This is a genomic window from Pseudomonas sp. TH32 (assembly GCF_016650855.1).
Classification (GTDB): domain Bacteria; phylum Pseudomonadota; class Gammaproteobacteria; order Pseudomonadales; family Pseudomonadaceae; genus Aquipseudomonas.
In genome coordinates this window covers 4,988,975-5,008,804 of sequence record NZ_JAEKFA010000002.1, presented here as the reverse complement: position 1 = coordinate 5,008,804, position 19,830 = coordinate 4,988,975, and the positions used below count along the sequence as shown (strand labels likewise).

Genomic DNA, 19,830 nt, shown 5'->3' with positions numbered 1-19,830 from the left:
CCGAGTACATCCCTGAATCAGGCAAATTGAGCGGCTGCATACCCGGAAGCCCACGCCCACTGGAAGTTGAACCCACCCAGGTGACCGGTCACATCCAACACTTCCCCGATGAAGTACAAACCGGGGCTTTTCAGCGACTCCATGGTCTTGGACGAGACTTCCCGCGTGTCTACCCCACCCAGGGTGACCTCGGCGGTGCGATAGCCTTCAGTGCCCGCCGGTACCAGCTGCCAGCTCCCCAGTTTGCCGGCTATGTCGGCAATCTCGGCATGGGTGTACTGCTTCATCGGCTTGGAAACGAACCAGGTTTCGGCCAGCAGGTTGGCCATCTTCTTGGTGAAGATCTCACCCAGCAGGGTTTTCAACTCGCTGTTCGGGCGCTCCACCTGTTGCTCCTGCAGCCAGGCGTGGGCGTCGTGGTCGGGCAGCAGGTTGATTTCCACGGTGTCGCCGGGTTCCCAGTACGAGGAAATCTGCAGGATCGCCGGCCCGCTCAGGCCGCGGTGGGTAAACAGGATGTTCTCGCGAAAGCTCTGGTCGTTGCAGCTCACCAGGCAGTCCACGGAAGTACCGGACAGCTCGCCGCACAACTCCTTGAGCTGGTCGGTGATGGTGAACGGTACCAGCCCGGCGCGGGTTGGCAGCAGTTCATGGCCGAACTGCCTGGCCACCTGGTAACCAAAACCGGTGGCGCCCAGGGTCGGAATCGACAGCCCGCCGGTGGCGATCACCAGCGATTCGCAACGCAGCTCACCGAGGGTGGTTTGCAACTGATAGCCGCTGTCGACCTTGGCAATTTCCTGCACCGAGGTGTCCAGGTGCATGCTCACGCCCACCTGCATGCACTCATCCAGCAGCATCCCGAGGATGTCGCTGGACTTGTTGTCGCAAAACAGTTGGCCGAGTTTTTTCTCGTGGTACGGCACGCCGTGCTTGGCCACCAGCCCGATGAAATCCCACTGGGTGTAGCGGGCCAGGGCGGACTTGCAGAAGTGCGCGTTGTGGGACAGGAAGTTGGCCGGCTCGGTGTACATATTGGTGAAATTGCAGCGGCCACCGCCGGACATCAGGATCTTTTTGCCGGCCTTGTTCGCGTGGTCGATCAACATCACCTTGCGCCCACGCCCGGCGGCGGTCAGCGCACACATCAAGCCTGCGGCGCCGGCGCCAATGATCACAACTTCGGTCGAGCGCACAGCCATGTCCTCACAAAAATATTGATCTGAAATGCAATCAAATGTGGGAGCTGGCTTGCCTGCGATGCAGCCGACTCGGTCTGTCTGTCAGATCGAGTTGATGCTATCGCAGGCAAGCCAGCTCCCACATTGATTCGGTTCCTTCAACAGGAACGCGGTGTTTTTACAGGATGCGCACACGCAACGAACGGCCTTTGATCTTGCCGTCATTCAAGCGCTGCAGCGCCTGCTTGGCGATCCCGCGTTCCACGGCCACGAACGCCTGGAAATCAAAGATCGCGATCTTGCCGACCTGGGCCCCCGGAATCCCGGCTTCACCGGTCAATGCGCCAAGGATGTCACCCGGGCGGACCTTGTCTTTACGGCCGGCGGCAATGCACAGGGTGCTCATCACCGGCAGCAATGGGCCGCCGCTCTGAGGCTTGAGGTTTTCCAGTTGGTCCCAGTTCAGCGGCGACTTCTGCAACTGCTCGATGGCCTGGGCGCGGTGGGCTTCGGACGGTGCAACCAGGCTGATCGCGATACCGGTCTCACCGGCACGGCCGGTACGGCCCACGCGGTGAATGTGGATTTCCGAGTCGCGGGCCAGTTCGACGTTGATCACCATGTCCAGTGCATCAATGTCCAGGCCACGGGCAGCAACGTCGGTGGCGACCAGTACCGAAGTACTGCGGTTGGCGAACATCGCCAGCACCTGGTCACGGTCGCGCTGTTCCAGGTCGCCATGCAGGCCGACGGCGGAAATGCCTTTGGCGGTCAGGTGGTCGACGGTTTCCTGCACTTGCTGCTTGGTAAAGCAGAACGCTACGCAAGACGCCGGACGGAAATGCGCCAGGACCTTGGTCACCGCGTCCATGCGCTCTTCCGGGGAAATCTCGTAGAAACGCTGCTCGATCTGGTCGTCCGAGTGGAACGCTTCGGCCTTGACCTGCTGCGGCGCGCGCATGAATTTCGAGGCCAACTGCTTGATGCTCACCGGGTAGGTGGCCGAGAACAGCAGGGTCTGGCGGCGGGCCGGGGTCTTGCTGATGATGTCTTCGATGGCGTCGTAGAAGCCCATGTCGAGCATGCGGTCGGCTTCATCGAGGATCAGCGTGTTCAAGCCGTCCAGCACCAGCGAACCCTTGCGCAGGTGCTGCTGGATGCGGCCCGGGGTGCCGACGATGACGTGTGCGCCGTGCTCCAGGGAAGCGATCTGTGGGCCGAGGGACACGCCGCCGCAGAGGGTCAGCACCTTGATGTTGTCTTCGGCGCGGGCCAGGCGACGGATTTCCTTGGCAACCTGGTCAGCCAGCTCGCGGGTCGGGCACATCACCAGGGCCTGGCAGCCGAAGTAGCGCGGGTTGATCGGGTTCAGCAGGCCGATGCCGAAGGCCGCGGTCTTGCCGCTGCCGGTCTTGGCCTGGGCGATCAGGTCCAGCCCTTTGAGGATCACCGGCAAGCTTTGCGCCTGGATCTGCGTCATCTCGACATAACCCAGAGAGTCGAGGTTAGCCAGCATGGCGGCGGAGAGCGGCAAAGTATTAAAAGCGGTGGCGATGGTAGTCACGGGACTGGCTCTGCAAAACAAAATGTCGCGCAGTGTACCAGTCCCGAAGGATTTTCCCTGCAAGTTCTAGACGAGAAGCCTGTTAATGCTCGATGTCGTGCTCGCGGCTGACCACGCGTTTGCCGTCTTTTGGCGACAGTTGCAGGAAGATCGCCGCCGCCAGCATCGCCATGATGCCCACGGTAACGAACGTCAGCTGGAACGCGCCGAGCACGGTGTCGACCCCGTCGTTGCCCACTTCTGCGGTGAAACCACCCAGCAGCGCACCGGCGCAGGCCACCCCGAGGCTCAGGGACAACTGCGCCACCACCGAAAGCAAACTGTTGCCGCTGCTGGCCTGGGCGTCGTCGAGGTCGATCAGGGTCACGGTGTTCATCGCGGTGAATTGCAGCGAGTTGATCGCCCCGAGGATCGCCAGCATGCTCAGCAGCAGCGGGTAGGGCGTGTGTTCGCTGACCAGGCCCATGCTCGCCAGCATGATGCCCAGCGCCAGGGTGTTGCCGGTCAGCACCACGCGGTAGCCCAGGCGTTCGATCAGCGGCCGGGCGATGGACTTGGCAAACATCGCCGCCGCCGCCAGGGGCAGCATGCTCATCCCGGCTTCGGACGGTGAGTAACCCAGCGCCACCTGCAACAGCAGCGGCACCAGGAACGGCAACGCACCGCTGCCGAGGCGGGCGAACAGGTTGCCGAGGATGCCCACGGCGAAGGTCCGGGTCTTGAACAGCACCGGCGAGAACAGCGGGTTATCGATATGCCCGGCCCGCAGCCAATAGGCCGCCAGGCACGCGAGGCCGCCGAACAGCAGCAACATCACCCGCAGGTGCGGCAGGTGCAATTCGCCGAGGCCTTCCATGGCGATGGTGATCAGCACCATCGCCGCGCCGAACAGCAGGAAGCCCACGCCGTCGAACCGCGTACGTTCGCTGCCGCGCAGGTCGGGAATGAATTTCCACACGGCGTAGCAGCCGATGATGCCCACCGGCAGGTTGATCAGGAAGATCCAGTGCCAGGTCAGGTATTGCACCATCCAGCCGCCCATTGTCGGGCCGAGCAACGGGCCGAGCAGCCCGGGAATGGTGATGAAGCCCATGATCCGCACCAGCTCCGAACGCGGGTAGGCGCGCAGCACCACCAGCCTGCCCACCGGCAGCATCAAGGCACCGCCGAGGCCCTGAATCACCCGCGCGCCCACCAGCATGGTCAGCGTGCTGGAGAGTGCGCAAAGCAACGAACCGATGCTGAACAGCATGATCGCGCCGAAGAAAATTTTCTTGGTGCCGAAGCGGTCGGCCACCCAACCCGAGGCGGGAATCAGCAAGGCCACCGTGAGCATGTAGGCGATCACTACGCCTTGCATGCGCAAGGGGTTCTCCGCCAGGTCCCGGGCCATGGCCGGCAAGGCGGTGTTGAGAATCGTCCCATCCAGCGACTGCATGAAGAAGGCAATCGCTACCACCCAGGGTAGCCAGCGGGCGGTCTTGGCATCGAGAGGGGCGCGATTCGGCATGAGTTACCTTTTTTTGTTAGCAGCCTATGTGTTGGCGATTATGCGCTATCGGCAGCTCCTTTTCCCACTGGCGCTTCGTCTATATCTGACAACGCCACGTGCTTGCCCACCAGGAAATCGAGCAGCGCCCGGTGCACTGCCAGTGCCGCCTCGCGGGATTCCAGATCGAGCAAATGGCCGGTGTGTTCGGCGGTGGCGAAGCTGCTGCGCCCCACGTATTTTTTGAACAGTTGCGCTTCGTCTGCCGGGGTGTACTCGTCCAGGACGCCGTTGAGGAAGTGCACAGGGGTTTCGATCCGGGTCAATTGCGGCAGGTAGTTGCCGTCACCCAGCGCCAGCACCTGGTGGATATGGAAGCGCGCCTGGCGATACTCGGTGGTGGCCATGGTCGACAGGTGCCGGTGGTTATTGCGCTTGAGCCGCGGCGACAAATATTTGCCCACGGTTTCATTCAGCAGGTGGCCGACGGCGGACTTGTCATCGGCCTCGATCAGCACCCGCACCCGCTCTACGTATTCAAGCATGGCCTGGTTGAGGTTGGGCGCCAGTGCCATCACCACCGAGCTTTCAATGGACGGCGGGTTATGGGCCAGGGTCAGCAGCGTGGAAATCCCGCCCCATGAGGCGGACACCAGATGGTTGACCTGAAAGCGCTCCACCAGTGCCCGCAGGATCTGCACTTCATCGTCCTTGGTCACAAGGTCGAGGTCGGTGTTGTGCGGGCGCGAATAGCCGGAGAACGGCAAGTCGAACATCAGCACATTGAAGTGCTCGGACAGGCACTTGCTGGTGCGGGCAAACGAGCGGGTGGTGGACAGCGCGCCATTGACCAACAGCACGGTTTTTTTCTCTGGGTGGTTACCCAACTGCTCTACGTGAACGTTGTAGTGCTTGAACAGCTTCTCAATGACAAAACTTCCATGGTTCATGTCAACGCTCCAGCTTGCCCTATCCCGGGCAAGGTCGTGCATCACTTGCGTACAAGTGGGTTGAGGACGGCGGGTGTTGTTTGAGTTTTTTTACCGCGCGGACGTGGCTAGGTGCCACCAACCTTTATAACGAGGTTTCTCGCGAGCGACAACTGGCCGGACGACCAGGTGTCTGGAGTGGGGTTTTGAGGCTGAAGCGAATCTAGATGTGGAATGCAATCAAATGTGGGAGCTGGCTTGCCTGCGATAGCGCAGTGTCATTTAGCACATCTGGTACTGATACACCGTTATCGCGGGCAAGCCCGCTCCCACATGGGTTTTGCGTTGTTTACAAGGTCAGGGTCAGCCGTTTTACCAATGCGCCCGGTAATAGGTTGGACGAGGTGTTGCGCTGGCTGTACGTACTCGCCGACAGCAGCAATTCCCGATCAGCGGTCAACGCTTCCAGTTGCGAGCCCAGCAGGCTGTACACGCTGTCATCAAAACGCATGGTGCTGACCGGCGCCTTGATCTCGCCGTCTTCGACCCAGAACGTGGCGAAGCGGGTCATGCCGGTCAGGCGCGCGGCGGGCTGGTCGGAGTAGTTCAGGTACCACAGGTTGCTGATGTACAAGCCGGTGCCCAATTGCTTGAGGATATCGGCCTGGGCCAGGTTGCCGGCCGCCATCTGCAACGCGCTGGGGGACTCATCGCTGCTGGCACCGTTGGTGCTCAGGCCATACTCGGCGGCGCTGCGGGAGTTCACCAGTTGGCCTTCGGCCTTGCCGCCGCTGATCAGCTTCACGTCGCTGCGTGGATAGCCATCGCGGGAAAACGCCGAACTCAGGGAGCCGCTGACCTGTTCGTCCACCGTCACCAGCGGGCTCAAGGCTTGATCGCCGGCATACAGGCGCTGCAACGGGCTGCCCTTGCTGGCGATGGCCTGGGCGGAAAAACCGCCCCAGGTCAGCATGCTGATGATTTCTTCCATGGCCGCCGGAGCCAGGTAGGCGCGGTATTGCCCCGGTGCCAGCGGGTGCAGCGGGCGACCGAGGAACTCCAGTTGCTCGCGGGCCTGCTGGAAGCGTTGGGCGAAGGCCGCGCTGTCCCAATCGTTACCGGCGTAGCTGGCTTTCACCGCTTCACCGTTGGCGTGGAACAGGCTGAAGTCGAAGTTGAAACTGTTGGCCTGGTGCCAGCCGAAGGCGCCTGATGAACTGGCAAAGCCACGGCTGATAGGGCCGGCGGCGTAGAAGCCAACCATGTCCACGCCTTCAGCCGCCACGCTGATTGCTTCCAGCACCTGGGCCAGGTCCGGCAGTGGTCGGTCTTGCTGATCCTTGTTCTGCCAGGCGTTGTGGTTGAGCAGCAGGTACGGGTCCTGCGGCAACAGCGGCAGGGTCTCGCGCAGTTGTTGCAGGCCGTCGGCCAGGCGCTGGCGATCCAGCTCAGGCTCGCCTGCCAGGGTGATGCCGAGGTCAGCGTGGCGCCCGTCATCGATCAGCTTCAGGTTCAGGCTGGCCTGTTGCACCTGGCCGGCCTGGCGCACTTTGCCGTGGTTGAAGCGCACGAACTCGGAAGACTCGTCGGCGTAGCCGAGGTGGAATTGTTCGCTGTCGGTGATGGCCTGTTTGAGCCAGTCCACCAGGGCTTTGAAATTGTTCATCAGGCGTCTCCCCCGAATACATCCACGTTGCTGAACACACAGGCCGGCGACGCATGGCCGACGCGGATCACCTGGTTGGGTTCGCCCTTGCCGCAGTTCGGCGTGCCCAGCACCTTGAAGGTACTGGCGTCGCCAACGGCGCTTAGGTTGCGCCAGAACTGCGCGGAAATCGCCCGGTAGTTGGGGTTCTTCACCACGCCTTTGAGTTCGCCGTTTTCAATCAACTGGCCCCACTCGCAGCCGAACTGGAATTTGTTGCGCGCGTCGTCAATCGACCACGAACGGTTGGTGGACATCAGGATGCCGTTCTCGATACCGCCAATCAGTTGCGCCATGTTCTGGTCGCCGGCCTCGATGTTCAGGTTGGCCATGCGGTCGATGGGCGCGCGGTTCCAGCTGCAAGCGCGGCTGTTGGCGACGCCGCCCATGCCGGAGCGGTATTGCGACAACGCACCGCCCAATGGCTTGAGCAGCAGGCCTTCGCGGATCAGGAATTGTTTGCTGGCGCGGGTGCCGTCGTCGTCGTGCCCGTAGCTGGCGAGTTGCTCGGGAATGTCCGGGTCGAAGGTCACGTTGAGCAGGTTGGAGCCGTATTGCAGGTGGCCGAAGTCGCTGGCCTTGACGAAGCTGGTGCCGGCGTAATTGCGCTCGTCGCCGAGGATGCGGTCCAGTTCCAGCGGGTGGCCGATGGATTCGTGGATCTGCAGGATCATCTGGTCAGGCATCAGCAGCAGGTCACGCGGCCCTTGCGGCGTATTCGGTGCCAGCAACAGTTGCAGCGCCTGATCGGCAATCTGCGGTGCGGCGCCTACCAGGCCAAAGCGGCTGATCACGTCAAACCCGCCTTGCTGGCCAAAGTTGGTGCCGCCCAGGGTACGGGTCTGGCTGTCGTTGCCGTCGTAGGCCGTGACGTTGACGCCGGGGAACACAAAGCACTGGGCCTGGCGCAGCTCGGCACCGGCGCTGTTGAGGTAGATCTGTTCGACATGGGTGGTGCCCAGGCTGACTTCCCAGTTCACCAGGCGCTCGTCCTTGGGCACGGCGGCGGATTCGGCGCCCAGCAATTGGTAGCAGTCGCTCAGGGACGGGAAGGGCTGGTCGAGGTTCGGCGACAGGTAATCGGCGATGTCGCTGGACACCGGCTGGTCGCGCAGGTCGAGCAGGGCGTGGGGCTTGATCAACCGGGCTTGCTGTTCGGCTCGCTCAAGGGCGGCTTGCAGGCCGGGCAGGGAAATGTCGTGGGTGGCGGCGTAGGCTTCGACGCCGTTGAGGCGTACGGTGAGCATCGCGCCTTCGTCCTGGCTCAGGTGCGGCGGCTCGGCGACGTTCTTGCGTACCGAGAGGTACTGGCCAGACTCGCGGACATAGCGCAGGGAGAAGAATTCGGCAGTGGTGCGCAGGGCACTGAACTGCTTTTTGAGTGTGGCGTGGTGGTCGAACATGGGGCCTTCCTTGTGGGCGGCTCGGCGCGGGCAGGCAAACAGAGTAGGCCTGGGCTGGGAGCTGATCAAGGAAAGTGTAGGAGAGGGGTTTTGCAGTGTCTGGTCGGGCCTCATCGCGGGCAAGCCCGGCTCCCACATGTGACCGAGTTGTTCTGGCGAACGAGGTCAAATGTGGGAGCTGGCTTGCCTGCGATGCAGGCACCTCGGTCTATCAGTTACTGCGCAGTCGGACCCACTTCACGCATCGGCTTGCCACGCACTGGCGCATCGCCCGCTACGTAGTAATCCGCAGTGCTGCGCGGCAGTGGCTTACGGCCACGGATCTTGTCGGCGATTTTCTCGGCGATCATGATCGTCGGCGCGTTCAGGTTGCCGGTAGTGATGATCGGCATGATCGACGCATCCACCACACGCAGACCCTGCATGCCATGCACACGGCCTTCAGCGTCAACCACGGCCATCTCGTCGGTGCCCATCTTGCACGAGCAGGACGGGTGGAACGCGGTCTCGGCGTGCTCACGGATAAATTTATCCAGTTGCTCGTCGGTCTGTACGTCGATGCCCGGGCTGATTTCGCGGCCACGGTACTGGTCGAGCGCCGGCTGCTGCATGATTTCACGGGTCAGGCGGATGCCGTCGCGGAATTCCTGCCAGTCCTGCTCGGTGGCCATGTAGTTGAAGAGGATGCTCGGGTAGTCCCGCGGGTTCTTCGACTTCAGCTGGATACGGCCACGGCTCGGCGAACGCATGGAGCCCATGTGCGCCTGGAAACCGTGCTCTTTCACACCGTTGCTGCCGTTGTAGTTAATCGCTACCGGCAGGAAGTGGTACTGGATGTTCGGCCAATCGAATTCTTCACGGGTACGGATGAAACCGCCCGCTTCGAACTGGTTGCTGGCGCCGATCCCGGTACCGTTGAACAGCCACTCGGCACCGATGGCCGGCTGGTTGTACCAGAGCAACGACGGGTACAGCGAGACCGGTTGGGTGCAGGCGTATTGCAGGTACAGCTCAAGGTGGTCCTGCAGGTTTTCGCCGACGCCGGGCAGGTCGTGGACCACCGGGATGTCGAGGCTTTCCAGCAGTTTCGCCGGGCCAACGCCGGAGCGTTGCAGCAGTTGCGGCGAAGCGATTGCACCGCTGCACACCAGGACTTCCTTGCGGGCGCGGGCTTCAACGCGTTCTTCGGCAGCACCGATCAGGTAGCGAACACCGACGGCACGCTTGCCTTCGAACAGTACTTTGTCGGTCAGCGCGTGGGTGACGATGGTCAGCGTCGAGCGCTTCTTGGCCGTGTCCAGGTAACCGCGAGCGGTGCTGGCGCGACGGCCGTTCGGCGTCACGGTACGGTCCATCGGGCCGAAGCCTTCCTGCTGGTAGCCGTTCAAATCTTCGGTGCGCGGGTAACCGGCCTGTACGCCTGCTTCAACCATCGCGTGGAACAGCGGGTTGTTGCCGGCTTTTGGCGTGGTCACGCTGACCGGGCCTTCGCCACCGTGATAGTCGTTCGGGCCGATGTCGCGGGTTTCGGCTTTACGGAAATACGGCAGGCAGTCCAGGTAGGTCCAGTCTTCCAGGCCTGGCAGTTTCGACCAGTTGTCGTAGTCCATCGCGTTGCCGCGGATGTAGCACATGCCGTTGATCAGCGAGGAGCCGCCGAGGCCCTTGCCGCGACCGCATTCCATACGGCGGCCGTCCATGTGTGGCTCTGGATCGGTTTCGTAGGCCCAGTTGTAGCGACGGCCTTGCAGCGGGAACGCCAGGGCGGCTGGCATCTGGGTACGGAAATCGAAACGGTAGTCCGGGCCGCCGGCTTCCAGCAGCAGGACGGTGACGCCTTCGTCTTCGGTCAGACGGGTCGCCAGGGTGTTACCGGCGGAGCCGGCACCCACAATGATGTAGTCGTATTCTTGGGACATTAAATGCACCCTCATTTAGATATGGTCAGGTCAGGCGAGTGCTTCGCACTCGATCGCCGGCAAGCCGGCTCCTACAGGTCATGCGCAGTCCTTGTAGGAGCCCGCTTGCGGGCGATTGGCGGTATCAGCCTTAGAACACCGAGGCGTAGTCGCCCAGCTCAACCTGTACCGATTTGATGCGAGTGAAGTTGTTCAGCGAGCTGATCCCGTTCTCACGGCCCACGCCCGACTGCTTGTAGCCGCCAACCGGCATCTTCGCGTCGGACTCGCCCCAGGCGTTGATCCAGCAGATACCGGCTTCCAGCTGATGAATCACGCGGTGAGCGCGGTTCAGGTCCTTGGTCACCAGGCCAGCAGCCAGGCCGAAGTCGGTGTCGTTGGCGCGGCGGATCACTTCTTCTTCGGTGTCGTAGGTGAGGATGCTCATCACCGGGCCGAAGATTTCTTCACGGACGATGGTCATTTCGTCGGTGCAGTCGGTGAACACGGTCGGTGCAACGTAGGCACCCTTGGCGAATTCGCCGTCGGTCAGACGGTCGCCGCCGCACAGCAGGCGGGCGCCTTCTTCCTTGCCCTTGGCGATGTAGCCGAGCACGCTTTCCATGTGGGCGAAGCTGACCAGCGGGCCGAAGTTGGTGTTTTCATCTTCCGGGTTGCCGACGCGGATGCGCGCAACACGCTCGGCGATCTTGGCTTCGAACGCGCCTTTGAGGGCGGTCGGAACGAACACGCGCGTGCCGTTGGTGCAGACCTGGCCCGAGCTGTAGAAGTTGGCCATCATCGCGATGTCGGCGGCGCGATCGAGGTCGGCGTCGTCGAAAATGATCAGCGGGGATTTGCCGCCCAGTTCCATGGTGACTTCTTTGAGCGAAGAGCTCGAAGCGCTGGCCATGACTTTCTTGCCGGTGTCGGTGCCGCCGGTGAAGGAGACTTTCTCGATGCGCGGGTGCTCGGTCAGCCAGGTGCCGACTTCACGGCCGCTGCCGGTCAGGACGTTGAACACGCCATCCGGAACGCCGGCGGCGGTGTAGATTTCAGCCAGTTTCAGGGTGGTCAGCGAGGTGACTTCGCTTGGCTTGAAGATCATCGCGTTGCCCGCGGCCAGGGCCGGTGCGGATTTCCACAGGGCGATCTGGATCGGGTAGTTCCACGCACCGATACCGGCGACGACGCCCAGCGGCTCGCGACGGGTGTAGACGAACGAAGTCGTGCGCAGTGGGATCTGCTCGCCTTCGATGGCGGGCACCAGGCCTGCGTAGTATTCCAGCACGTCGGCGCCGGTGACGATGTCGACGTATTGGGTTTCGGAGTACGGCTTGCCGGTGTCCAGGGTTTCCAGGGCGGCCAGTTCGTCGTTGCGCTCACGCAGGATTTCAACGGCGCGACGCAGGATGCGCGAACGCTCCATGGCGGTCATGGCGGCCCAGATTTTCTGGCCCTTTTCGGCGCTGACCACAGCGCGCTCAACGTCTTCTTTAGTGGCGCGTTGCACGTTGGCGAGAACTTCACCGTTAGCCGGGTTGATGGCTTCGAAAGTGGCATCGCTGCCAGCGTCGGAGTAGCCGCCGTCAATGTAGAGTTTTTGCAGTTCGAAACGGGCCATAAAGTCCTCGCAAGTGCATAAGTGGTTGGCGTTAACCGCCGAAGGTGGGCCATAAGGTTCTGGCAACACCGGCCGGCAGCCGTTCAGGGGTTGAGCGTTTATGTGTGCTCTAACTCACCTGCTTGGCCAATTGGAAATCCATGTATTCGTAAGCGATCCGTTGCGCCTGCTCCGTGTCGAAAGCGTCTCCCGACAGGGCGCCGCGCAACCACAAACCGTCGATCAGGGCCGCCAGGCCTCGGGCTGCGCTGCGTGCCTCGGACAACGGCAACGCTCGGCGGAACTGGCAGCACAGGTTGGAATACAGACGGTGATCGTTTATCCGCTGCAGCCTGTGCAATGACGGGTGGTGCATGCTGGTGGCCCAGAAGGCCAGCCAGGTTTTCATAGCCGGGCCGTTGACCTGGCTGGCGTCGAAGTTGCCTTCGATGATCACCTGAAGATGAGCCCGCGGGCTGTCATCTTTCAGCGCCAGCCGGCGCTCGGTGACGTTCTCGATCAGGACGTTCATCAGGTACCGCATCGTGGCGGCGATCAGGCCATTCTTGTCCTGAAAATAGTGACTGATGATGCCATTCGAGACACCGGCCAGACGGGCGATCAGCGCAATGCTGGCATCCCCCATTCCGACCTGATCGACCGCAGTCAATGTGGCTTCGATCAACTGCTGGCGGCGTATGGGTTGCATACCGACCTTGGGCATCGTGCACCTCTCCTTAGGCCTACCAACGGGCGATAAACGTCCGTCGGCTTGTGGGCCAGTCTATTTTGTTTTGATTGAACGTTCAATCAACAAAGAATAAGATCTGCGACAAATGGTCGCTGCCTACAGGTATTTCCTACGTGTATGTGGCGCCACCTGACATCGGGAAAACCCATGAAACAGCCCGGCACAGCGGTTCGCCGTGGGTTCATGGTTTTTCGGGGTGTCTTTATACACCCGTCCGTCGACTGCCGAAAAATCGATGGCTCGGGTCATGCGTTGCCTTGTGTTTCTCTGCACTGCCCGGAGCATCTGTGCCATGAGTTCTGCCTCTCTTATAAAGACCCCGCCAGAAAAGGTGCGGGTCAACGGTTGGGTGTTCTACACCTCCACCGCGCTGATTCTGTTGTTGACCGCGATTCTGATCATCGCCCCGCAGGAAGCCGGCAGGATGCTCGGTGTGGCCCAAGCCTGGTTGTCGAAAAGCTTTGGCTGGTACTACATGGTCGTGATCGCCGCCTACCTGGTGTTTGTGGTGGGCCTGGCGTTTTCGTCCTACGGTAAATTGAAACTGGGCAGCAAGGACGACACCCCGGACTTCAGTTACGGCGCGTGGGCCGGCATGCTCTTCTCGTCGGGCATCGGCATCTCGCTGCTGTACTTCGGCGCGTCCGAGCCGCTGGACCACTACTTCAACCCGCCTGAAGGCGCGTCGGCCACCGGCGAAGCCGCGCGCCAGGCGCTGCAACTGACGTTCCTGCACTGGGGCCTGCACGGCTGGGCGATCTACGCACTGGTGGGCCTGGCCGTGGCGTACTTTGCCTACCGTCATAACCAGCCGCTGGCCTTGCGCTCGGCGCTGTACCCGCTGGTGGGCGAACGTTGGGTGAAAGGCGCGGCCGGTCACGCAGTGGACGGCTTCGGCATGTTCGTGACCCTGCTGGGCCTGGTGACGAACCTGGGGATTGGTTCGATGCAGGTGTCGTCCGGGTTGGAAAACCTGTTCGGCATGCAGCACAGCAACACCAACCTGCTGATTGTGATCATCGTGATGAGCACCGTGGCGACCATCGCTGCCGTGTCGGGTGTGGAAAACGGCATTCGCCGCCTGTCCAACCTGAACATCGTGCTGTTCAGCGGCCTGCTGATTTTCGTGCTGCTGTTTGGCCCGACCCTGCACTTGCTCAACGGCTTCGTGCAGAACATCGGCGACTACATGAACGGCATCGTGCTGAAAACCTTCGACCTGTATGTGTACGAAGGCGACGCCGACAAGACCGAGCGCTGGATGGGCCTGTGGACTCTGTTCTACTGGGCCTGGTGGATTTCCTGGGCGCCATTCGTGGGCATGTTCATCGCGCGTATTTCCCGTGGTCGCACGGTGCGTGAACTGGTGGCCGGCGTGCTGCTGATTCCGCTGGGCTTCACCCTGGCGTGGCTGTCGATCTTCGGCAACTCGGCCCTGGACCTGGTGGTCAACCATGGTGCGGTGGAGTTGGGCAAGACGGCGCTGGAACAGCCGTCCATGGCGATCTACCAACTGCTGGAGCATTACCCGGCGTCGAAGATCGTGATCGGTGTGTCGATCTTTGTGGGCTTCGTGCTGTTCCTGACCCCGGCGGATTCCGGCGCGGTGATGATGGCGAACCTTTCCTGCAAGGGCGGCAACGTTGACGAAGATGCGCCGCACTGGCTGCGGATTTTCTGGTCCGCCGTGATCACCCTGGTGACCATCGGCCTGTTGTTCGCCGGTAACTTTGAAGCCATGCAAACCATGGTGGTGCTGGCGGGCCTGCCGTTCTCGGTGGTGCTGATTTTCTTCATGTTCGGCCTGCACAAGGCGATGCGCCAGGACGTGGCCATCGAGCTGGAACAGGCGCAACTGGCCGAACGAGGCCGTCGTGGTTTCAGCGAGCGCCTGACCGCCCTGGACCTGCAACCGAGCCAGGGTACCGTGCAGCGCTTTATGGACAAGCACGTCACGCCGGCGCTGGAAGAAGCGGCGACTGCGTTGCGTGATCAGGGGCTGGAAGTGCAAACCTTGCTGGGCAAATCCAAGCGCTGCATTGGTGTGCGCATCGAGATGGAAGAGGGGAATCCGTTTGTCTACGAGGTGAGCCTGGATGCTTATTCGTCGGCACCGAACGATTTGCCCGAAGAAGAGCGCACGCGCTACTACCGCGCCGAGGTTTACCTGCACAACGGGCCTCAGGAATACGACCTGATGGGCTTCACCCAGGAGCAGATCACCCGGGACGTGCTCGATCAGTTTGAAAGCCATCGGCAGCTCCTTGGCCGTGTCTATAGCTGAGTGTTGAAAGGAGCGGTGCCTTCACTGGCGCCGCTGTTCCAGGGTTGGAATGGGGTCAAATGTGGGAGCTGGCTTGCCTGCGATTGCAGTGGTGAATTCACTGCAGCTATCGCAGGCAAGCCAGCTCCCACATTGACCCCGTTCCTTCAGGAGGATTTACCCCAGGTTTTTGCCCAAGAGAGCGTGGTAGAGCTCGCTGTCACCCAGGATCCCCACCACCTTGTTGTTGTCCTGCAGCACCAGCTTGTTCCCGGTCTGATAGCGAATCTGCAACGCTTCACGCATCCCGATATTGGAATCCACCAGCGTCGGCATCCGGCCCAAACCTTCCACCGATTGCCCTGGTGCCCAGTTCTGCAAGTTCAGCACTGCGCCGTTCTGTCGCGCGCCCTTGATGGTGTTGCCTTCTGCAAGGTCCAGCCACGAGTCGCCACCCGGGTCCAGGCTGATGGAACCGTTGACGTGGGTGCAGTTGTCTACCGTGCGCATCAGGCTGCGGCCACACAACACATTCAGCGGATTGGTGTGGGCCACGAAGGTCCGCACATAGTCGTCCGCCGGGTTCAGCACGATCTCTTCCGGCACGCTGTACTGGATGATCCGGCCGTCTTTCATGATCGCGATACGGCTGCCGAGTTTCAGCGCCTCATCCAGGTCGTGGCTCACAAATACGATGGTCTTGCTCAGCTTGCGTTGCAGTTCCAGCAACTCATCCTGCAAGCCCTGGCGGATCAGCGGGTCGAGTGCGGAGAAGGGTTCGTCCATCAGCAGGATATCGGCGTCCATCGCCAAGGCGCGGGCCAGGCCGACGCGCTGCTGCATGCCGCCGGAAAGCTCGTCGGGCTTCTTGTTGCGCCACTGCGACAGGCCCACCAGTTCCAGCTTGTCGTCCACCAGCTTGCGCCGTTCTTTTTCCGGACGACCCTGCATCTCCAGGCCGAAGCTGATGTTTTCGCGCACCGTCAGCCAGGGCATCAGGGCGAACTTCTGGAACACCATGGCGATGCGCTGGGTGCGCATCATTTTCAGCTCGGCGGGGGTGCAGGAAGCAATGTCGATCTGCCGACCTTCATGCTCCACAAACAGCTTGCCGCGGCTGACGGTGTTCAAGCCGTTGATGCAGCGCAGCAAGCTCGACTTGCCCGAGCCGGACAGGCCCATCAGCACGCAGATCTCGCCTTTCTCTACATCCAGGCTGGCGTTCTCAACGCCGACGATCTGCCCGGTCTTTTTCAGGATCTCGTTGCGCGTCATGCCCTGGTCCAGCAGCTTGAGCGCCTCGCGAGGGTCCTTGGAGAAGATCACATCGACATTTTCGAATCGGATAATGCTCATGCATCACCCCCTACTTTGGCGTCGGGTTGTTTGCAGATGCGGTCGAGCATGATGGCCAGCAATACGATCGCCAGGCCCGCTTCAAAGCCCAGGGCGATGTCGGCGGTGTTCAGCGCGTTGACCACCGGTTTGCCGAGGCCGTCGGCGCCCACCAGGGCCGCGATCACCACCATCGACAACGACAGCATGATGCATTGGGTAATGCCGGCGGCGATGCTCGGCATGGCGTGGGGCAGTTCAATCCGCGAGAGCAACTGACGGCGCGAGCAGCCAAAGGCCTTGCCGGCGTCCATCAACTCTTGCGGCACATCACGGATACCCAGGTAAGTCAGACGGATAGGCGCGGCAATCGCAAACACCACCGTGGAAATCAGCCCGGGCACCACACCCAGCCCGAAGAGGGTCAGGGTAGGGATGAGGTAGACGAAGGTCGGTACGGTCTGCATCAGATCGAGCACCGGCCGCATCAGGGTGTAGAACATCGGTTTGTGCGCGGCAACAATGCCCAGCGGCACACCGATCACCACGCAGACCAGGGTGGCGAAGAGCACTTGCGCCAGGGTCTCCATGGTTTCCTGCCAGTACCCCAGGTTCAGGATCAGCAGGAAGGAGGCGATGACAAAAACGGTCAGGCCCCATTTGCGTTGAATGAAATGAGCGAGCAGCGCAATCAGACCGATCAATGCCAGCGGATTGAACCAGGTCAGCGCGAACGTCACGCCGTGGATCATCGTTTCCAGGGTCGATGCGATTGCGTCGAAGTAGCTGGCCCCGTGTTGGGTCAACCATTCAACGAAGGCAGCGATGTACTGGCCTAGCGGGATTTTATGTTCAGTCAGCATGGTAGTGAATGTCCACATGCGAAGAGGAAAAACATCCCGGGCCAGCGTACCGGCCCGGGGTCAGCGGTTTACTTGGCGAGGTAAGCTTTGACGGCCTCCAGTCCTGGTTTGCCATCGACAGTGGTCACACCGGCCAGCCAGGTGTCGAGCACTTGCGGGTTCTTCTTCAGCCACGCCTTGGCGGCTGCGTCAGGCTTCATCTTGTCGTCCAGGACGTTACCCATCAGGGTGCTTTCCATGTTCAGGGTGAACGACAGGTTTTTCAGCAACTGACCCACGTTGCTGCATTCCTGGGTGTAGCCCTTGCGAACGTTGGTGTAGATGGTGGCCTGGCCGTAGTTGGGGCCGAATGAATCATCACCCCCGGTCAGGTACTTCATCTTGAAGCGGGTGTTCATCGGGTGCGGTTCCCAGCCGAGGAACACGATGGCCTGGTCGCGTTTGGTGGCGCGTTCCACCTGCGAGAGCATCCCGGCTTCGCTGGATTCGACCACTTTGAAGCCTGCGGTTTTCAGGCCGAAGGCGTCTTTGTCGATGAGGGTCTGGATGGTGCGGTTACCGTCGTTGCCCGGCTCGATCCCGTAGATCTTGCCGCCCAGTTCATCCTTGAATTTGACGATGTCGGCGAAGTCTTTCAGGCCCTTGTTGTACAGCGCTTCCGGTACGGCCAGGGTGTACTTGGCGTTTTCCAGGTTGGCGCGCACGGTTTCCACGGTGCCGGCATCACGGTACTGCTTGATGTCGTTTTCCATGGTCGGCATCCAGTTGCCGAGGAAGATGTCCATGTTCTTGCCGTCAGCCAGGGACTTGTAGGTCACCGGAACGGAAATCATCGTGGTGCGGGGTTTGTAGCCGAGGCCCTTGAGGACTTCGCTGGTGGTGGCGGTGGTGACGGTGATGTCGGTCCAGCCGACATCGGAGAAGTTGACGGTCTGGCATTGCGCCGGTTCTGCAGCGTGAGCCAGGACTGGCAGACTCAGCATGGCGGCCAACAACAACGACGGGGAACCTTTCATGGGGGTGGACTCCTGGTGTTTTTCTGGCGGCGATCACACCGCGCTTATAGGTGTTGCGGTTGGGCGTGCGGCACAGCTCTGCCACGCAACTGTGCAAACGAGTCGAGACTGATCATGTACCAGTGAAAATCTGACGCCTACAGGGGGCGTCGTATCCAGTACAGGGATGGTCGTATCCAGTGTCGGTGACGTCGCTTACAGATTTTTTCCACGGCAAAACTGCACTTTTTACCGATCTGCACCGCAAAAAACGGCCAAAACGTCGCCTTCCACAACAGCGGCGCTGATGAGCATGGGTACGTCGGTGTGAGACGCCGTGAGCACCAGCAAAAGCTTGATGATGGCCGCATCTCGGCGGATTGCGACATGAGCGTAGCAGCTCCGTCACCAGGCGCTTTTTCACGCCTGGCCTGTGCTCATCGAGGAGTTTCACGGCAATGGCTATCAGCGTTTTCGACCTGTTCAAGATCGGCATTGGGCCTTCGAGTTCTCACACCGTCGGCCCCATGCGCGCCGCGGCGTTGTTCGTTCAAGGACTACGCGCTCGTGATGTGTTGGAACAAGTGAGGCGCGTCGAAGTTCAGCTGTATGGCTCCTTGTCGGCCACCGGCATCGGGCATGGCAGCGATAACGCGGTGATCATGGGCCTGATGGGCGAGTGGCCGGACGCGATTGATCCGTCGCAAATCGGCATCCGCATCGAAACCCTGCGCGAGACCAACACGCTGCTGCTGGACGCACGTTTGCCGGTGCCTTTCATATGGGCGCGAGACATGCGTCTGATCGACGAGAACCTGCCCTTCCACCCCAATGCCATGACCCTGGTGGTGTTTGGTGATAACGGTGAGTTGCACCGCGACACCTACTACTCCGTAGGCGGTGGATTTGTAGTGGATGCAGCCCAGGCCGCCAGCGGTGTGGCAGACATGGACCGCACCGAGCTGCCCTATGACTTTTCCAGCGCGGTGGAGTTGCTCCAGCTGTGCAAGACCCACAACCTGCGGGTCGCTGAACTGATGTTGGCGAATGAAAAAACCTGGCGCTCGGAAGACGAGATCCGCAGCGGCCTGATGAAGCTTTGGCGCGCCATGCAGGATTGCGTGGAGCAGGGCCTCAAGCACGAAGGCATTCTTCCCGGCGGGCTCAATGTACGGCGGCGTGCCGCCAAGTTGCACCGCAGCTTGCAGGAGTTGGGCAAGCCGAATGTGATCGGCTCAACCTTGAGCGCGATGGAGTGGGTCAACCTGTTTGCCCTGGCGGTGAATGAAGAAAACGCCGCCGGCGGGCGCATGGTCACGGCTCCTACCAATGGCGCGGCGGGGATCATCCCGGCGGTGCTGCACTACTTTATGAAATTCAGCGAAGAGGTGACCGAGGCCAACGTGGTCGACTATTTCCTCGGCGCTGCGGCAGTGGGCATCCTGTGTAAAAAGAACGCGTCGATCTCGGGTGCCGAAGTCGGCTGCCAGGGTGAAGTCGGCTCGGCGTGCGCCATGGCGGCGGCGGGGCTGGCGGAGATCCTCGGGGCGACGCCGGAGCAGTTATGCAACGCGGCGGAGATTGGCCTGGAACACAACCTTGGCCTGACCTGCGACCCGGTAGGCGGGCTGGTGCAGGTGCCGTGCATCGAGCGCAATGCAATTGCCGCAGTGAAGGCGATCAACGCGGCGCAGATGGCGCTGCGGGGTGATGGCCAACACTTTATCTCGCTGGACCGGGTGATCCGCACCATGCGCGATACCGGGGCGGATATGCATGACAAGTACAAGGAAACGTCGCGGGGCGGGTTGGCGGTGAGTGCCGTCGAGTGTTGATCCGGCTTTATGTGGC

Annotated in this window: 14 protein-coding genes; 2 read left to right on the top strand and 12 right to left on the bottom strand. The window is 61.3% G+C overall.

All coding sequences use genetic code 11. The features are described 5' to 3' along the window. Positions 1–17 precede the first annotated feature (17 nt). The 9 genes from JFV30_RS26670 to betI all read right to left on the bottom strand — a co-directional run bounded on the left by JFV30_RS26670 (position 18) and on the right by betI (position 12,496). Positions 18–1,196 carry an aminoacetone oxidase family FAD-binding enzyme gene (locus JFV30_RS26670; protein WP_201125572.1) on the bottom strand — a complete coding sequence of 393 codons (1,179 nt, stop codon included), beginning with the start codon at positions 1,194–1,196 and terminating at the stop codon, positions 18–20. A 163-nt stretch (positions 1,197–1,359) separates the two neighbouring features. Next, complete coding sequence (dbpA, locus tag JFV30_RS26665) at positions 1,360–2,697, bottom strand: ATP-dependent RNA helicase DbpA (protein WP_242487205.1); 1,338 nt, start codon at positions 2,695–2,697, stop codon at positions 1,360–1,362. A gap of 130 nt (positions 2,698–2,827) precedes the next feature. After that, positions 2,828–4,255, bottom strand: a complete 1,428-nt coding sequence (gene mdtD, locus JFV30_RS26660) for a multidrug transporter subunit MdtD (protein WP_003216894.1) — start codon at positions 4,253–4,255, stop codon at positions 2,828–2,830. Between the two features lie 38 nt (positions 4,256–4,293). Continuing rightward, the gene (locus tag JFV30_RS26655) at positions 4,294–5,184 is read right to left on the bottom strand and encodes an alpha/beta fold hydrolase (protein ID WP_201125570.1); all 891 of its coding nucleotides are present in this window, start codon (positions 5,182–5,184) and stop codon (positions 4,294–4,296) included. Between the two features lie 328 nt (positions 5,185–5,512). Continuing rightward, positions 5,513–6,829 carry a TldD/PmbA family protein gene (locus JFV30_RS26650; protein WP_201125569.1) on the bottom strand — a complete coding sequence of 439 codons (1,317 nt, stop codon included), beginning with the start codon at positions 6,827–6,829 and terminating at the stop codon, positions 5,513–5,515. Continuing rightward, positions 6,829–8,271, bottom strand: a complete 1,443-nt coding sequence (locus JFV30_RS26645) for a TldD/PmbA family protein (protein ID WP_201125568.1) — start codon at positions 8,269–8,271, stop codon at positions 6,829–6,831. Before JFV30_RS26645 ends, JFV30_RS26650 begins: the two co-directional genes overlap by 1 nt. Positions 8,272–8,486: 215 nt before the next feature. Continuing rightward, the gene (gene betA, locus JFV30_RS26640) at positions 8,487–10,190 is read right to left on the bottom strand and encodes a choline dehydrogenase (protein ID WP_010167551.1); all 1,704 of its coding nucleotides are present in this window, start codon (positions 10,188–10,190) and stop codon (positions 8,487–8,489) included. A 130-nt stretch (positions 10,191–10,320) separates the two neighbouring features. Then, complete coding sequence (gene betB, locus JFV30_RS26635) at positions 10,321–11,793, bottom strand: betaine-aldehyde dehydrogenase (RefSeq protein WP_201125567.1); 1,473 nt, start codon at positions 11,791–11,793, stop codon at positions 10,321–10,323. Positions 11,794–11,902: 109 nt separating this feature from the next. After that, positions 11,903–12,496, bottom strand: coding sequence for a transcriptional regulator BetI (gene betI / locus JFV30_RS26630; protein ID WP_010167549.1), 594 nt, complete (start codon positions 12,494–12,496; stop codon positions 11,903–11,905). Between the two features lie 376 nt (positions 12,497–12,872). On the opposite strand from betI, the gene JFV30_RS26625 reads away from it, so the two are divergent. Continuing rightward, on the top strand, positions 12,873–14,807 hold the full coding sequence (locus JFV30_RS26625; RefSeq protein WP_238535520.1) for a BCCT family transporter: 1,935 nt from the start codon (positions 12,873–12,875) through the stop codon (positions 14,805–14,807). 156 nt (positions 14,808–14,963) lie between these two features. Here JFV30_RS26625 and choV read toward each other — a convergent pair whose 3' ends face one another. From choV to JFV30_RS26610, 3 genes are all read right to left on the bottom strand, one after another. Continuing rightward, positions 14,964–16,142 (bottom strand): choline ABC transporter ATP-binding protein, encoded by a 1,179-nt coding sequence (choV, locus tag JFV30_RS26620; RefSeq protein WP_010167547.1) that lies wholly within the window; start codon positions 16,140–16,142, stop codon positions 14,964–14,966. Next, the gene (choW, locus tag JFV30_RS26615) at positions 16,139–16,984 is read right to left on the bottom strand and encodes a choline ABC transporter permease subunit (RefSeq protein WP_010167546.1); all 846 of its coding nucleotides are present in this window, start codon (positions 16,982–16,984) and stop codon (positions 16,139–16,141) included. Before choW ends, choV begins: the two co-directional genes overlap by 4 nt. Before the next feature lie 68 nt (positions 16,985–17,052). After that, a complete protein-coding gene (locus JFV30_RS26610) occupies positions 17,053–18,000 on the bottom strand; it encodes a choline ABC transporter substrate-binding protein (RefSeq protein WP_017476446.1) in 948 nt (315 codons plus the stop codon). A gap of 437 nt (positions 18,001–18,437) precedes the next feature. Between JFV30_RS26610 and JFV30_RS26605 the strand changes: the two genes are divergently transcribed. Beyond that, complete coding sequence (locus tag JFV30_RS26605; protein ID WP_201125566.1) at positions 18,438–19,814, top strand: L-serine ammonia-lyase; 1,377 nt, start codon at positions 18,438–18,440, stop codon at positions 19,812–19,814. Positions 19,815–19,830: the final 16 nt, after the last annotated feature.

Bases quoted from the DNA above. Each gene is read 5' to 3' on its own strand.
- choW (WP_010167546.1), bottom strand. From the start codon at position 16,984: ATGCTGACTGAACATAAAATCCCGCTAGGCCAGTACATCGCTGCCTTC.
- JFV30_RS26605 (WP_201125566.1), top strand. From the start codon at position 18,438: ATGGCTATCAGCGTTTTCGACCTGTTCAAGATCGGCATTGGGCCTTCG.
- dbpA (WP_242487205.1), bottom strand. From the start codon at position 2,697: ATGCTGGCTAACCTCGACTCTCTGGGTTATGTCGAGATGACGCAGATC.
- betI (WP_010167549.1), bottom strand. From the start codon at position 12,496: ATGCCCAAGGTCGGTATGCAACCCATACGCCGCCAGCAGTTGATCGAA.
- betB (WP_201125567.1), bottom strand. From the start codon at position 11,793: ATGGCCCGTTTCGAACTGCAAAAACTCTACATTGACGGCGGCTACTCC.
- JFV30_RS26650 (WP_201125569.1), bottom strand. From the start codon at position 6,829: ATGAACAATTTCAAAGCCCTGGTGGACTGGCTCAAACAGGCCATCACC.
- mdtD (WP_003216894.1), bottom strand. From the start codon at position 4,255: ATGCCGAATCGCGCCCCTCTCGATGCCAAGACCGCCCGCTGGCTACCC.
- choV (WP_010167547.1), bottom strand. From the start codon at position 16,142: ATGAGCATTATCCGATTCGAAAATGTCGATGTGATCTTCTCCAAGGAC.
- JFV30_RS26645 (WP_201125568.1), bottom strand. From the start codon at position 8,271: ATGTTCGACCACCACGCCACACTCAAAAAGCAGTTCAGTGCCCTGCGC.
- JFV30_RS26655 (WP_201125570.1), bottom strand. From the start codon at position 5,184: ATGAACCATGGAAGTTTTGTCATTGAGAAGCTGTTCAAGCACTACAAC.
- JFV30_RS26610 (WP_017476446.1), bottom strand. From the start codon at position 18,000: ATGAAAGGTTCCCCGTCGTTGTTGTTGGCCGCCATGCTGAGTCTGCCA.
- betA (WP_010167551.1), bottom strand. From the start codon at position 10,190: ATGTCCCAAGAATACGACTACATCATTGTGGGTGCCGGCTCCGCCGGT.